At 65.7% G+C, this 13,381-nt stretch carries 13 protein-coding genes and 1 pseudogene; 6 read left to right on the top strand and 8 right to left on the bottom strand.

The genetic code is table 11. The features are described 5' to 3' along the window. The first annotated feature begins 192 nt into the window (after positions 1-192). Positions 193-1,548, top strand: a complete 1,356-nt coding sequence (locus E8M01_RS12510; protein WP_136960425.1) for a polyhydroxyalkanoate depolymerase — start codon at positions 193-195, stop codon at positions 1,546-1,548. Positions 1,549-1,697: 149 nt separating this feature from the next. Then, positions 1,698-2,435, top strand: coding sequence for a M48 family metallopeptidase (locus tag E8M01_RS12515; protein WP_136960426.1), 738 nt, complete (start codon positions 1,698-1,700; stop codon positions 2,433-2,435). Here the strand turns inward: E8M01_RS12515 and E8M01_RS12520 are convergent. From E8M01_RS12520 to E8M01_RS12540, 5 genes and pseudogenes are all read right to left on the bottom strand, one after another. Next, entirely contained in the window at positions 2,432-3,397 is a 966-nt protein-coding gene (locus tag E8M01_RS12520) for an IS481 family transposase (RefSeq protein WP_136959355.1), read from the bottom strand. The genes E8M01_RS12515 and E8M01_RS12520 overlap by 4 nt on opposite strands. A gap of 123 nt (positions 3,398-3,520) precedes the next feature. Further along, positions 3,521-4,009, bottom strand: a complete 489-nt coding sequence (locus tag E8M01_RS12525) for a GNAT family N-acetyltransferase (protein ID WP_136964593.1) — start codon at positions 4,007-4,009, stop codon at positions 3,521-3,523. A 114-nt stretch (positions 4,010-4,123) separates the two neighbouring features. Continuing rightward, positions 4,124-4,552: pseudogene (locus E8M01_RS12530) on the bottom strand (N-acetyltransferase family protein); the annotation flags it as partial. Continuing rightward, a complete protein-coding gene (locus E8M01_RS12535; protein WP_136960427.1) occupies positions 4,549-5,124 on the bottom strand; it encodes a helix-turn-helix domain-containing protein in 576 nt (191 codons plus the stop codon). The pseudogene E8M01_RS12530 and the gene E8M01_RS12535, both read right to left, overlap by 4 nt. Before the next feature lie 43 nt (positions 5,125-5,167). Next, positions 5,168-5,932, bottom strand: a complete 765-nt coding sequence (locus tag E8M01_RS12540; protein WP_136960428.1) for an alpha/beta hydrolase — start codon at positions 5,930-5,932, stop codon at positions 5,168-5,170. A 62-nt stretch (positions 5,933-5,994) separates the two neighbouring features. Here E8M01_RS12540 and E8M01_RS12545 point away from each other — a divergent pair, with 62 nt between their 5' ends. From E8M01_RS12545 to hemA, 4 genes are all read left to right on the top strand, one after another. Beyond that, complete coding sequence (locus E8M01_RS12545) at positions 5,995-7,218, top strand: glycosyltransferase (protein ID WP_136960429.1); 1,224 nt, start codon at positions 5,995-5,997, stop codon at positions 7,216-7,218. A 129-nt stretch (positions 7,219-7,347) separates the two neighbouring features. Then, entirely contained in the window at positions 7,348-7,887 is a 540-nt protein-coding gene (infC, locus tag E8M01_RS12550; RefSeq protein WP_246088796.1) for a translation initiation factor IF-3, read from the top strand. A gap of 191 nt (positions 7,888-8,078) precedes the next feature. Next, positions 8,079-8,795 (top strand): aldolase, encoded by a 717-nt coding sequence (locus E8M01_RS12555; protein ID WP_136960430.1) that lies wholly within the window; start codon positions 8,079-8,081, stop codon positions 8,793-8,795. Between the two features lie 162 nt (positions 8,796-8,957). After that, complete coding sequence (gene hemA / locus E8M01_RS12560; RefSeq protein WP_136960431.1) at positions 8,958-10,187, top strand: 5-aminolevulinate synthase; 1,230 nt, start codon at positions 8,958-8,960, stop codon at positions 10,185-10,187. A gap of 4 nt (positions 10,188-10,191) precedes the next feature. On the opposite strand, the gene E8M01_RS12565 is transcribed toward hemA, so the two are convergent. The 3 genes from E8M01_RS12565 to E8M01_RS12575 all read right to left on the bottom strand — a co-directional run bounded on the left by E8M01_RS12565 (position 10,192) and on the right by E8M01_RS12575 (position 13,258). Next, complete coding sequence (locus E8M01_RS12565; RefSeq protein WP_136960432.1) at positions 10,192-11,148, bottom strand: DUF2336 domain-containing protein; 957 nt, start codon at positions 11,146-11,148, stop codon at positions 10,192-10,194. A gap of 287 nt (positions 11,149-11,435) precedes the next feature. Continuing rightward, positions 11,436-12,590, bottom strand: a complete 1,155-nt coding sequence (locus tag E8M01_RS12570; RefSeq protein ID WP_136960433.1) for a DUF2336 domain-containing protein — start codon at positions 12,588-12,590, stop codon at positions 11,436-11,438. A gap of 92 nt (positions 12,591-12,682) precedes the next feature. Then, positions 12,683-13,258: a glycosyltransferase gene (locus E8M01_RS12575; RefSeq protein ID WP_246088797.1), complete on the bottom strand. Its 576-nt coding sequence runs from the start codon at positions 13,256-13,258 to the stop codon at positions 12,683-12,685. Between the last annotated feature and the right edge of the window lie 123 nt (positions 13,259-13,381).

The following is a 13,381-nucleotide window of genomic DNA, read 5'->3' on the forward strand; positions in this document are numbered from 1 at the left end:
ACCGACGAAAGTTCACAGTTTGTTAGCCGCGCTCTGATTGCCTGGATTGTGTCAAAGAGATTACAAATTACCGCAGCGCAGCAAACGCAGGCTGGGTGATTCCGCGTCAGGCCGCGACCCGTGGCACCGCGCCGGCCGGTTCAATCCTGAGCCCGGCCGCGACCCAGCCCCGTCTTTTCGGAGGCCGCCCGAGTGCCGCTTTATCATTGGTATGAAGCAACGCATGCCATGTTGTCGCCTTATCGCGCCATGGCCGATGCAACCAAACTGGCCTTGTCAAATCCCGTCAACCCGTGGTCGCACACGCCGTTCGGCAAGCAGATGGCGGCGGCCTGCGAGGTGTTCGAGCGCACCACCCGCCGTTATGGCAAGCCGGCCTTCAACCTGCCGACCGCGCTGGTCGGCGGCGAACGCGTGGCGGTGACCGAGAAGGTCGTCTGGTCCAGGCCGTTCTGCAACCTCATCCATTTCCAGCGGGCGATCCCGCACAACCACCGGCCCGATCCGAAAGTGCTGATCGTCGCGCCGATGTCGGGCCATTACGCCACGCTGCTGCGCGGCACGGTCGAGGCGTTCCTGCCGAGCCATGAGGTGTTCATCACCGACTGGGTCGACGCCCGCATGGTGCCGATGAGCGATGGCCCGTTCGATCTCGACGACTATGTCGACTACATCATCTCGATGCTGCATGTGCTGGGCCCCGACACCCATGTCATGGGGGTCTGCCAGCCGGCGGTACCGGTGTTCATGGCGGTTGCGCGCATGGAGGCCGAAGAGGATCCTTATGTGCCGACCACGCTCACCCTGATGGGCGGGCCGATCGACACGCGCGCCAGTCCAACCGCCGTCAACAAGCTCGCCCATGAGCGCGGCACCGACTGGTTCCGGCGCAACGTCATCACCACCGTGCCGTTCCCGCATGTCGGCATGATGCGGCCGGTCTATCCGGGCTTCCTGCAGCTCACCGGCTTCATGACAATGAATCTCGACCGCCATGTCGATGCTCATCGCGACCTGTTCCGCAACCTGGTCAAGGGCGACGGCGACGGCGCGCAGAAGCACCGCGAGTTCTATGACGAATATCTCTCGGTCATGGACCTGACCGCCGAGTTCTACATGCAGACGATCGAGCGGGTGTTCGTCGAGCATCACCTGCCGCTCGGCATCATGAAACACCGCGGCCAGCCGGTCGACCCGAAGGCGATCAAGCGGGTCGCGCTGATGACCGTCGAGGGCGAGAACGACGATATTACCGGCGGCGGCCAGACGCTCGCGGCCCACGGGCTCGCCACCTCGCTGTCCGAAGACATGCGTGTGCACTATCTCCAGCCGGCGGTCGGCCACTATGGCGTGTTCAACGGTTCGCGCTTCCGCGCCGAGATCGCGCCGCGGGTGATGGATTTCATGCGGACCCATGCCTGGCGCAAGGCCAAGGCCGGGCAAACCCAGCCGAGTGCCAAGCCGGTGGTGGCAAAACCCGCGGCGCTCAAGATGATCCGTGGTGGCCGGGCGGCCGCCGGCGCGCTGCATGCGGCCAAGAAAGATTGATCGAGGATCGGTCGGAATTGCCGGATCCGGCGGACGCCTGGTCCTGAGGCTAATCCGAGGCATCGGCGGCGTCGGGCGGCACGTCAGGGCGCTGCGCTGCCGCTTCACCATGTGGCGTTCGCCCCACCGACTCAGTTAATCTCGCGCCCATGTCGATCATTCGTCGCCTGTTCCAGCGCGAGCCCGATCCAGAGACGATCACCGTCCATCACGAGGGTGTCGCCTATGCGGTCGCGGTCAGGCGCATGGCGCAGGCGCGCCGCTTCACGCTCCGGGTGCGCGCGGCGAGCCGCGACGCGGTGCTGACCATGCCGCCGCGCGCGCGGTTTTCCGATGCCACAGCCTTCGCCGAGCGCCATGGCGGCTGGATCGCCGCCCGCCTCAACCGCATTCCCGACGCGCTCGATTTTGCCCCTGGAGCCGTCGTGCCGCTCAGGGGCGTTGCCCATGACGTGGTCCATCGCGCCGACCGGCGCGGCACGGTCTGGATCGAGAATGGCGAGATCCATGTCGCCGGCGACCAGGCCTTTGTCGCGCGTCGCGTCCAGGATTATCTCAAGCGCGAGGCGAAAAAGGACCTGGAGGCGGCAACCCGCCGCTATGCCGAAGCGCTCGGGGTCAAGGTGACGCGCATCACCATGCGCGACCAGTCGAGCCGCTGGGGTTCATGTTCGTCGAACGGCGCCATCAATTATTCCTGGCGGCTGATCCTGGCGCCGCCCTTCGTGCTGGACTACCTGGCGGCCCACGAGGTCGCGCATTTGCGCGAGATGAACCATTCGGCGCGGTTCTGGCGCATCGTCAGGAATCTCTGCCCGGGGCTGGAGGCGGCCAAGGCCTGGCTGCGCGCCAATGGCGCCCATCTGCACCGCTACGGCACCGGCTAGCTGTTTAGTCCCGGCATTTGATGGAGTGGATCGAGCCTGAATCGTTGAGGCTCTGTTGTCCAGAGTTTGCAGATGAATTCGTAGGGTGTGAGGCCCTTGAGGGTCTTCAGCCTCCGCCCGAAATTGTAGGCGCTGACGAAGTCGGCGAGATGCGCTTCGAACTGCCGGTGGCTGTCGTAGTGGTAACGCTTGACGGTGGCTTCTTTGATGGTGCGGTTCATGCGCTCGACCTGGCCGTTCGTCCAAGGGTGCTTCACCTTGGTGAGGCGGTGCTCGATGCCGTTCTCCTGGCAGCGCATGCCGAACATGTGCGTCACGTAGCGCGCCGTCGGACCATCGGCATACCGTGGCGGGAAGGTGAACTGGATGCCGTTGTCGGTGAGAACGGTATGGATCTTGTAGGGGACGGCCTCGATCAAGGCCGAGAGGAAGGCTGACGCGGAGGTCCGCCCCGTCTTCCTGACGATCTGTACGACGGCGAATTTGCTCGTGCGATCGATGGCGACATAGAGGTACAGCTTGCCCTCAGCGGTCTGCACCTCGGCGATATCGATGTGGAAGAAGCCGATCGGATAGGATTTGAACTTCGTCTTCGCCGGCTTCTCGCCTTCGACCTCGGGCAGGCGGCTGATCCCGTGACGCTGCAGGCAGCGGTGCAGGGATGACCGCGTCAGCGTCGGGATCGTCGGCTGTAGCGCATAGAGGCAGTCGTCGAGCGGCAGCAAAGTATGCTTCCGGAAGGCGACGATCACGGCCTCTTCCTCAATCGTCAGCACTGTCGAAGTCGGGTTCTTCGGCCCGGTCGGCACATCGGTCACCGAGGTCCGCTTCTTCCACTTCGCGACCGTCTTCTGGTTAATCCCGTAGCGCTTAGACAGAGCCCTCAGGCTCTCTTGACTATGTTGTATCGCTCGACGGACCGCCTCAGTCGTCGTGGCGCTCCCGTGGAGAACCTGGCCCATAGCGCGTCCCTCGATTCCTGCATCGAGATTGCACCATCAAAGCCCGGGATCAAACAGCTAGCATCCTCGCGTGCACGGCGGCTTTTTGTTCATGCCGGTCTTTCGTTCATGCCGGTCTTGGGCTCACGACAGCCGCTTCTGCACAAAAACCAGGTCGAGGCGGCGGCCGAATTTGGTGCCGACTTCATACATGCGGCCAACCTCGGTGAAGCCGGCCCGCCGGTGCAGCTTCAGCGAGGCGCTGTTCGAGCCTTCGATGCCGCCAATGATGACATGTTTGCCCTGGGCCTTGGCGCGCGCGATCAGCGCATCGACGACGGCGACCCCGACGCCGCCGCCACGCCGGTCCGGGCTGACATAGACGGAGTGCTCGACGGCATCGCGATAGCCGTCCCAGGCGCGGAACTGGACATAGGAGCCGAAGCCGACGACCTTGCCGTTATCGACCGCGACCAGCACCGGATAGCCGTTGCCGACCCGTTCGCGCCACCAGACATGCCGGCTTTCAAGGTCGACCGGAGCATCGCTCCAGACCGCCGTGGTATTGACGATGGCGTCGTTGAGAATGGCCAGAATGGCCGGCAGATCCTCTTCGCGCGCGTCGCGGACCACGACGTTCGATGGCCGCGGCGGCCGGTCCGGGGTCAGCACCTTGGCCAGGAACGTCGTGTCGCAATAGCCGCCGTCCGGGAACAGCGCATAGTCGGCGACGAAGCCGCAGCGCTGCCAGCCGGCGCGCTCATAGACGCGGATCGCCTCGCCATTGGCCGAATCGAGCAGCAGCAAGGTCCGCCCACGCGCCAAGGCCTCGTCCTCCAGGCGCTTCAGCATGGTGCCGGCAATGCCCTGGCGGCGCCCCGCGCTATGGACGATCATTTTCCTCACCTCCGCGCGATGCGGCTGGTTCGGCGGCATGTCGAGGCCGAGCTGCGCCGTGCCGACAATGCGCTCGTCGAGGAAAGCGGCGACCAGGATCGTCTCGCCCGTCGCAACCTTGTCGGCGATGCCGTTGAAAAAGCCCTCGGCTTCAGCCTGGCCATAAGGCTTCATGAAGCTGATCGATGCGCCATGGGCGACGCAATCGACCAGAACCGCGGCCAGGCCCGGGACATGCCTGCGGGCGGCGTCGGCGTCGAGAACTTCGATACGGATCATCGGCGGCCTCCATCGGGAACCAGCACCACGGCGTAACGCACGGGCCGGTCGCCGCGGTTTTCAAAGACGAGCGGATGGTCGAGCCGCATGACGCGGCAGTCACCCGACGCAAGTTCGGTGGTCAATCCATCGGTCGTGAGCGTCAGCACGCCGTCGAACACCCAGACGAATTGCTCGGCCGGGACGGTGACCAGATTGTCATATGCAACACGAGCGCCGGCCGGCAGCATCACCTCGACGACATCGGTGCCGGACGCGCCTCGCGGCGCGACGTTGCGCCGGGTATAGCCCGTTTCCGGGTCGACGCGCACCGGACTGTCGGCGGCGCGGCGCACCGTCTCCCGTCGAGGCTCGTCCTGTTCGAACAAAGCGGCCAGCGTCACACCGAGCGCTGCGCCCAACTTGACCAGCAGCACCGCCGTGGCGCTGGCCTCGGCGCGCTCGATCCTGGAGATCATGGCGCGCGACACACCGGATATGGTGGCGAGCTGGTCCAGAGTAAAGCCCTTGGCGGCGCGCAGCTCGCGAACGCGCTGGGCGACGACTTGGTCAAGGTCGCTGACTTGCTCCATGATAAGAGAATACGATTCTCAGATCATGGAATCAAGGGGTAGCTCAACCACCTGCCATGGCGGTCACCGCATCGGTCAGCCGGGTCAGGTCTTCCGGCCGCGACAGGCGATGGTCACCGTCCTTGATCAGCGTCACCACCACATCATCCCGGGCGATTCGCGCCACCATGTCCATGGCATGTTGCCACGGCACGTCGGGGTCCTGCATGCCCTGCAGCACATGCACCGGGCAGCCGGTCTCGATCAGGCCGCCGAGCACCAGATTGTTGCGGCCGTCCTCGATCAGTTCGCGGGTGATCGGATAGCCGTCCGTTTCATAGGCCGACGGCCTGACCCAGCGCCCCTCCACCTCGATCTGCCGCTTCACCGCATCCGGAAAGGCCTTCCACATCAGCGCCTCGGTGAAATCCGCGGCCGGCGCGATCAGCACCATGCCGCCGGCCGGCCGGGCCAGGCGCCGGGCCACCAGGAGCGCGATCCAGCCGCCCATGGACGAGCCGACCAGGATCGGCGCCGGGCCGGCCAGCGCGATCACCGCGGTGGCTTCCTCGGCCCAGCGCGTGATCGTGCCCTGTTCGAACCGGCCCGGCGATTCGCCATGGCCGGAATAGTCGAAGCGCAGATAGGCGCGGCCGGTCGCCGCGGCGTGATCGGCCAGGGCCTGGGCCTTGGTGCCCTTCATGTCGGACTTGAAGCCGCCGAGCCAGACGATGGTCGGCCGGCTGCCGTCGATCCGCCGATAGGCGATCTCGCGGGTCGACGAGCCCTGGCCGACAGTCAGGAATTGCGGATCAGGTAAGCTCGGCATCACACTCGTCCTCTACGATTCGCTTTTGGTCCTACCTGTCCGGGCCGTGCTGGGAAAGAGCGATGCGCGACGCCAGTCTGCCGCGAGAGCCGGGCCTCGAAGGCCGAACCGTCCTGCAGGTCCTGCCGGCGCTCGACGGTGGCCGCGAACCGCGGCTGGTGCTGGCGATCGCCGCGGCGCTGACGCGGGCCGGCGCGCGGGCCCTGGTCGCCGCGGAAAAGGGCCCGCTGATCGGCGAGTTGCAGGCGGCCGGCGGTGAATGGATCCCGCTCGACGCCAGGACCCGCAATCCGGTCGGTCTGATGCGCAATGCCGCGACGCTGTCCGGGTTGATCGGGCGCGAGGCAGTCGACCTCATCCATGTCCATGCCAGCGGTCCGGCCTGGAGCGCCCATTCCGCCGCGCGCCTGGCGCGCCGGCCCTTGATCACCAGTTTCCACGCCTCGCCCGACGCCTCGCCACGCCTGCCGACGCTTGCCCGCTGGGCCCTTGGCCGCGGCGATGCCGTGCTGGTGCCCTCCGCCTATCTGGCCGCCAGGGTCGGCGCGATCCACGGCGTCGAGCGGGCTCGCCTGGCCGTCGTCTCGCCGGGCCTCGACCTCGCCGGTTTCGATCCGGCGCGGGTGCCGCGCGAGGCGAATGTCAGTTTCCGGCTGGCCGCGGGGCTGACCGGCGCCGGCCGCATGGTGCTGCATCAGGCGCGGCTCGATCCGGCCAAGGGCCAGATGGTGCTGGTCGATGCGGTGCGTCTCCTGGTCAATGGCGGGCTCACCGACACGGTCTTCGTGATCGCCTGCGAAGGACCGGAGCGGGCCGGCTACCGGGCCCAGCTGGCGCGGCGCATCCAGGCCCAGGGTCTCGACGACATCGTCCGCCTGGTCGGGCCGGAGGATTGCGGCCCAGGTGCGTTGGTCTCGGCGCATCTTGCCGTGGTCGCTTCGATCCAACCGGAATCGATCGGCCGCAATGCCATCGAGGCCATTGCCATGGGGCTGCCGGCGATCGTCTCGGACGATGGCGCGCTGCCCGAGGTGGTGCCGGCGCCGCCGGCGGCGAGCGAAAGCGAACGTGTCGGTTTCCGGGTTTCGTCCGGCGATGCGCTGGCGCTCGCCGAAGGCATCGGTGCCGGGCTGTCGCTGGAACCCGGCGCGCATGACGCGATCGGCCGTCGCGGCCGCGTCCATGCCCGGCGATTTTCGCTCGAGCGCATGCAAGAAGACGTTCTTGGCGTCTATCGTCGGCTGCTGATCGTCGGACGCCGCGCTAAAATCGCCGCGAACCATTGACTTCCGCAGCAATTCTACCGATCTTCCCGTCCTTCCGGATGCCCAGTTGATCCTGCGTTCGTTCCCGCAACCGGAATGGCGCGCGTTTCCACCCGTCCGGGACCTTTCAACATCAGAGGAGATGTCCCCATTCGCAGACCAATGAGAGCCGCCGCCCCCGTCGAACGAGACGGTCCGCGCATCAACGACATGATCCGTGTCCGTGACGTCCAGTTGATCGACGCCGAAGGTGAGAACCGCGGCGTGGTGCCGACGCGCGACGCCGTCCAGATGGCTACAGAAGCGGGTCTTGATCTCGTGGAGGTTGCGCCGAACGCGGTGCCGCCGGTCTGCAAGATCATGGACTACGGCAAGTTCAAGTTCCAGGAACAGAAAAAGGCCGCCGAGGCCCGCCGTAACCAGAAAACGGTCGAGGTCAAGGAAATCAAGCTGCGTCCGGGTATCGACGACCACGACTACGATACCAAGATGAAGGCGATGAAGCGGTTCTTCGAGGAGGGCGATAAGGTCAAGGTGACCCTGCGCTTCCGCGGTCGCGAAATGGCCCATGTCGATATCGGCGTGAAGGTTCTCGATCGCGTCAAGGCCGACACGCTGACCATTGCCAAGGTCGAGCAGGAAAGCCGGCTCGAGGGCAAGCAGATGATCATGATCCTCGCGCCCAAATGATGCATCGACGCGATGCGTCCAGGTGACGGCCGGACGATCGGGCCGCGGCAACGGTGATCCGCCGGACTGAGTTGCGCCGGGAGCGCATCGACTGAACGGCGCTCGAACGCCATAAAGACGCCTGCGGATCGCCGCGGGCGTTTTTTGTTTGGACCACGCGGCGTCTTTCCAAGGGATCAGGGACAGGGATCATGACCGCCGAATTGAAGACATTGCGCCGGGAACTCGCCGCCGCCCTTCGGCTCGCCGCCAAGTTCGAGCTCAACGAGGGCGTCTGCAACCATTTCTCGGTTGTCGTTCCGGGCAAGGACGAGCGCTTCCTGATCAACCCCTATGGCATCCACTGGGCCGAGATGCGGCCGGACGACCTGCTCCTGATCGACGGCGAGGGCACCATTCATGAAGGCTGGGGCGAGGTCGAAGCCTCGGCGCGCAACATCCACATTGCCGGCCATCGCGCCAATCCGCGCCATCAGGCGATCCTGCACGTGCATATGCCGCATGCCACGGCGCTGACCATGGTCGAGGACGGCAAGCTGGAAATGGCCCACCAGACCGCTTGCCGGTTTCTCGACCGCACCGCCTATCAGGGTTTCGGCGGCGTGGCGCTGACCGCCGAGGAGGGCGAGCGCATCGCCCAGGCGCAAAAGGACAATCCGCACGCCGACATCATCTTTCTCGAGCATCACGGCGTGAGCATTGGCGGGCCCTCGGTGGCGGTCGCCTTCGACGATCTCTACTATCTCGAACGCGCCTGCCGGCAGCAGATCCTGGCGCAGTCGACCGGCAAACCTTTGAAGATCATCCCCGAGGCGCAGGCCAGGCAGACCGCGCGCGAATGGATGCAGGTGCTCGATTATCAGGCCAACAAGCATTTCGATGCGCTGATGCGGCTGCACGGGCTTTGAGCCGGACGGCCGGCTCCTGTGCATTTTGCCGCATGGGACGGCAGATTAGAACCGTGCTAAAGCGCTGTTGACCAGTTTGATCTTGATCAGGGCGGCCGTGCAAGGCCGCCCGGTGATCGTTGGACCGTCCGTCCTGGCGGCCCGAGCGAGACCGGACCTGCCATGACCTATTCCAGCTTCTTCGAAAATGCCGTCGCCCGGTTGAAGGACGAGCGCCGTTATCGGGTGTTCGCCGATCTCGAACGGTCGGTCGGCTGCTTCCCGCGGGCCACCTGGCATGGCCCTGACGGCATCAGCGAGGTCATCATCTGGTGCTCCAACGACTATCTCGGCATGGGCCATCATCCTCAGGTGATCGAGGCCATGGCCGAATGCGCCAGGCGCATGGGCACCGGCGCCGGCGGCACCCGCAACATCTCCGGCACCTCGCATCCGATCGTCGAACTGGAGCGCGAGCTGGCCGACCTGCACGGCAAGCAGGCGGCGCTCGTCTTCACCTCGGGTTATGTCTCGAACCAGACCGGCATTTCGACCATTGCCAGGCTGATCCCGGATTGCCTGATCCTGTCGGATGCGCTCAACCACAATTCGATGATCGAAGGCATAAGGCAGGCCGGCTGCGAGAAGCAGGTGTTCCGGCACAACGACCTCGGTCATCTCGAGCAGCTGCTCGCCGCCGCCGGCCGCGAGCGCAACAAGCTGATCGTGTTCGAAAGCGTCTATTCGATGGACGGCGATATCGCGCCGATCGCGGCCATTTGCGATCTCGCCGAGCGCTATCGCGCCATGACCTATATCGATGAGGTCCATGCCGTCGGCATGTATGGGCCGCGCGGCGCCGGCATTGCCGAACGTGACGGCATGATGCACCGCCTCGACGTGATCGAAGGCACGCTCGGCAAGGCCTTCGGCGTCATGGGCGGCTATATCACCGGTGATGCCGTCTTGATCGATGCGGTGCGCAGCCACGCCGCCGGCTTCATTTTCACCACGGCGCTGCCGCCGGCGATCGCCAGCGCGGCGGTGACCTCGATCCGCCATCTGAAGGGCTCGTCGCTGGAACGGTCGGCCCAGCAGCGCCAGGCGGCCCGCACCAAGCGCGTGCTGGCGCTCGCCGGCTTGCCTGTCATGGACAGCCAGACCCATATCGTGCCGGTGCTGGTGGGCGATGCCGAGAAGTGCAAGGCGGCCAGCGATCGCCTGTTGCGGCACCACGGCATCTATATCCAGCCGATCAATTATCCGACCGTGCCGCGCGGCGCGGAGCGGCTTCGAATCACGCCTGGGCCGGCGCATTCCGATGTGATGATCGACGATCTCGCCGCGGGCCTCCTCGAGGTCTGGCTGGCGCTCGATTTGCCGCTCAAGGCCTGGGCCGCGGCGGCGGAATAGCCGCTCAGGCGGTCGTCAGGTCGGGCACCAGCCGGGCGCGTGCCATCGGCAGGCGCGACACGATCCGGTCGATTTCAGCCGGTCGCATCAGCCGGAACCGCACCGGCGCCTTGTGGACATCGGTCAGCGGCTTGCCGGCGGCGACGCGCCAGCCATGCACCAGCGCCTCATAGGTATGGGCATCGACGCCGGCGACATGGCAGACCGCGCCGAGCGCCTTCTCGTCGTCGCGCTCGATGAGCTTGCGGCCAGCCTCGGCATCCCGGCCGATCGAGCGCATGATGAGATCGATCGCGGATAGAATTTCGCGCTTTTCGGCCAGTTTCGAGACGGTGTCGATCAGCGCGTCGCCGGTCAGGACCTCCTCTTGCGAGATCTTGAACTTTTTGGCGATGTCGGCCGGACAATCGGTTCTTTGTCCGAGCAACGAGCGGATCGCCGGATCAGAACCGAGCCGGGCGACAATGTCGCCGAAGCCCTCGGCCGACAGCCGGGCGCCCTGATTGCGCACCAGCACGGCGATCGTCGTACTCTCGCCGATCCGCGCGATGGTATCGGCGAGCGGGCCCGACAGGGCTTGCCGCTTGGCAATGATCCGCATGTGATCCTGCCGCTCGGCGGTGCAGACCCCGACAAGCAACGTGTCGCTCATGTCGGGCGCCATCAGGATCACTTCGGCGACGGCGACCGTGTCGCAGGCCAGCGCCATGCTGGCCTCCGGCAGGGCAGCGACGCAACGCGCCAGTTTCGGCGAGGCGCGAACGCGGCTCGACAAGGGCGCTTCCCGCAACGCCTGGGCCACGATGAGGTCGAGCACCAGAGCCTTGCGGCTTTCGGCGTCAGGGCGTTCACGGACGATCTCGTCGACAAGCTCTTCGACCAGCGCGCCGCGCAGCTTCGGTGCGAGCTCGCCAATCATCGCATTGATCGGTTCTAGTGCCGCGGCGATATTCGATGTCATCGGCCATGACCTTTTTTTGCACCATGACCTAAATGTATTAACTAGATCTAAAGGTGAGCGCCTGACCAAAGCACTCGAAAAGCTTCGTTTGACTGCGATCTGATTCAGAATAACTATATATGTGACAGGAATATTATAATATAGTCTTGTTTATTGTTAGAGATATGAGTGGGCCAGGCAGGAATTGGAGTAAAAAGGCAAGTATCACGACGCGATACGGCATGCCGTTCGCCCCAGATGCTCGGAGGGCAACGGCGGCAAGCCCATGCATTCCGTTAGGGAATGTGTTATTTCTGCCCGATTATGACGTTATCCGGAATATCGATCAGGAATTGCTCGACGGTGCCAATGTCGTCATCGCGGCGGTGGAGCGGCGCCAGCCGGGCATCGACCGCGGAGTCCTCCAGGCAGCGGTAGCGGCCGAGCAGGAAGCGCGGGTCGGGCATGGGCTTGCGCCAGCGCCGATGAATCGCCGCGATCAGCGTGAGATAGACCTGCTCGTCGAGGCCCAGGGCACGGGCAATGGCCTCGAACGGTTCGATCCGGGTGCGCCCGAGGGTTGCGAGCACCGCGTCGTGATCGAGATCGAGCATGACCGTCAGCATGTCCATGGCCGGCAGCGCCCGATCGGTCGCACTCAGCAGCGTCACGGCTTCGCCGAGCGATAGTGCGCCGGCCTGGACGGCGTCGCGCACCTCCTGCGTGGTCATTTCGGAGCCGTGATCCAACCGGAGCCGTCGCGCCTTGGCCGAGGTCGCATCCGAGGCGCTCTGGCGCGCCGCGGTCACCACGGCCCGGTCGAGCTTTTCATAAAGCCGCGCCTTCAGCTGGTCGGAGATGAGGCCGACCAGCCGGCGAACCTGTTCGCCGTCGAGATCCGTCCGGGCGCAAAGATGTTCCTGCAGCGCGCGGTCGTGCGACGCGCGCGCCAGCATCAGGTTCAAGGCCCTGGCCGGCAAGGGCGCGCGGCAATTCGAGGCCAGCGCCCTGATCGTGCGGGCATCGCCGGCTTCGGCCAATGCCTCGGCCGCCTCGGCCGTCAGGTCGGCGCGCGCCGCGATGATCCGCATGTCGAGGAACCGCCGGGTCTGGCCGAGCAGCCGGACGGCCGGGCCGTCGGCCGCCAACTCGGTGCCGGCCTCTGCCCGCATGATCTCCGCGATCAAAGCTCCGTCGGCCTCGACCGCCGCGGCGATGGCCGGCAGGTCATAATCCAGCGCGCCGAAATCGCGGGCGAAGTCGAGCCGGCCGGCGATCGGCACGCGGGGCAGCAGGTGCGCCACGATATGGTCGAGCTGAGCCCGGGCGCGGCTCGACAGCCGCCGGCCGGTCGTGCCCATCTGCTCGAGGATGTCGGCGACCAGGGCCTGCTGCGCCTCGGCCGGCAGCCGGTCGATGGCGACCAGCACTGATTCCACCGAGCTGTCGAGTGAACTGGGCATTGGCTGCCATGCCGATGGGTTGCCGCGGCAGGATGCGGCGGGTCCCGATAAGGCCGCGTAAATGCGATCGCAGAGAATCGGTCCGAACCGGGCTAGATATCGAGCGGTGTCGCCCGCGACCGCAGCACGCTGATGCCGCGCCGGCCGATGGACCGGGCGAAGGCGCGCTCGCTGCCCTGGCCGGGCCGATGTCCGCCGCGCGAGCGATAATGCGCGGTATTGATCAAGAGGCCCTGGCTCGCGGCCGGACCGAAGCCAAGTGCAAAGCCGAGGCGCGCCCGGAAACTGGTCAGTTTTGGCGCCATGCCGAAACCGTCGACGCCGTGGGCGAAGATCGCCGCGCGGCGCCTGGCCTCGCCGTGCCGCGAGACGTTTTCCAGAAAGCTGCGAACCTCCCGGATCCAGCCTTCGTCGAGCACCACGCCCGGCGCAATGAACAGGAGCCAGGGCGCCTTGGCGGCGGCTGCCGCTTCGGCGAGACGGGCGCCGCGATCGGCCGAGCCCTTCAACAGGCGGCAGCCGGCAATGTCGGCGACCGCCTCGGTCTCGTCGGTCGAGCCGCCATCGACCAGGATCGCTTCGACGATGAGGCCGTCGGCGGCGCCCGCCACCAGCGAGGCGAGCGTCGGGACGAGCCTGCGCTCGTCGTTCAAGGTCGGGATCACCACGCTCAGCAAGACGGCCGGTCCTTTTGCAGCGCAGTATAACGATGTCGCACTGCGTTCATCCAGCCTTCATTCAAAGGGCAGCAAAACACCGGGCCCGGCTGGCTTGAACCGGCCGAGGTTGAA

Source organism: Phreatobacter stygius (assembly GCF_005144885.1).
Lineage (GTDB): Bacteria > Pseudomonadota > Alphaproteobacteria > Rhizobiales > Phreatobacteraceae > Phreatobacter > Phreatobacter stygius.

Excerpts from the sequence above, each read along its gene's own strand:
- E8M01_RS12545 (WP_136960429.1), top strand. The coding sequence starts at position 5,995 with ATGCGCGACGCCAGTCTGCCGCGAGAGCCGGGCCTCGAAGGCCGAACC.
- E8M01_RS12520 (WP_136959355.1), bottom strand. The coding sequence starts at position 3,397 with ATGGGCCAGGTTCTCCACGGGAGCGCCACGACGACTGAGGCGGTCCGT.
- E8M01_RS12515 (WP_136960426.1), top strand. The coding sequence starts at position 1,698 with ATGTCGATCATTCGTCGCCTGTTCCAGCGCGAGCCCGATCCAGAGACG.
- E8M01_RS12535 (WP_136960427.1), bottom strand. The coding sequence starts at position 5,124 with ATGGAGCAAGTCAGCGACCTTGACCAAGTCGTCGCCCAGCGCGTTCGC.
- E8M01_RS12565 (WP_136960432.1), bottom strand. The coding sequence starts at position 11,148 with ATGACATCGAATATCGCCGCGGCACTAGAACCGATCAATGCGATGATT.
- hemA (WP_136960431.1), top strand. The coding sequence starts at position 8,958 with ATGACCTATTCCAGCTTCTTCGAAAATGCCGTCGCCCGGTTGAAGGAC.
- E8M01_RS12555 (WP_136960430.1), top strand. The coding sequence starts at position 8,079 with ATGACCGCCGAATTGAAGACATTGCGCCGGGAACTCGCCGCCGCCCTT.
- E8M01_RS12570 (WP_136960433.1), bottom strand. The coding sequence starts at position 12,590 with ATGCCCAGTTCACTCGACAGCTCGGTGGAATCAGTGCTGGTCGCCATC.
- E8M01_RS12540 (WP_136960428.1), bottom strand. The coding sequence starts at position 5,932 with ATGCCGAGCTTACCTGATCCGCAATTCCTGACTGTCGGCCAGGGCTCG.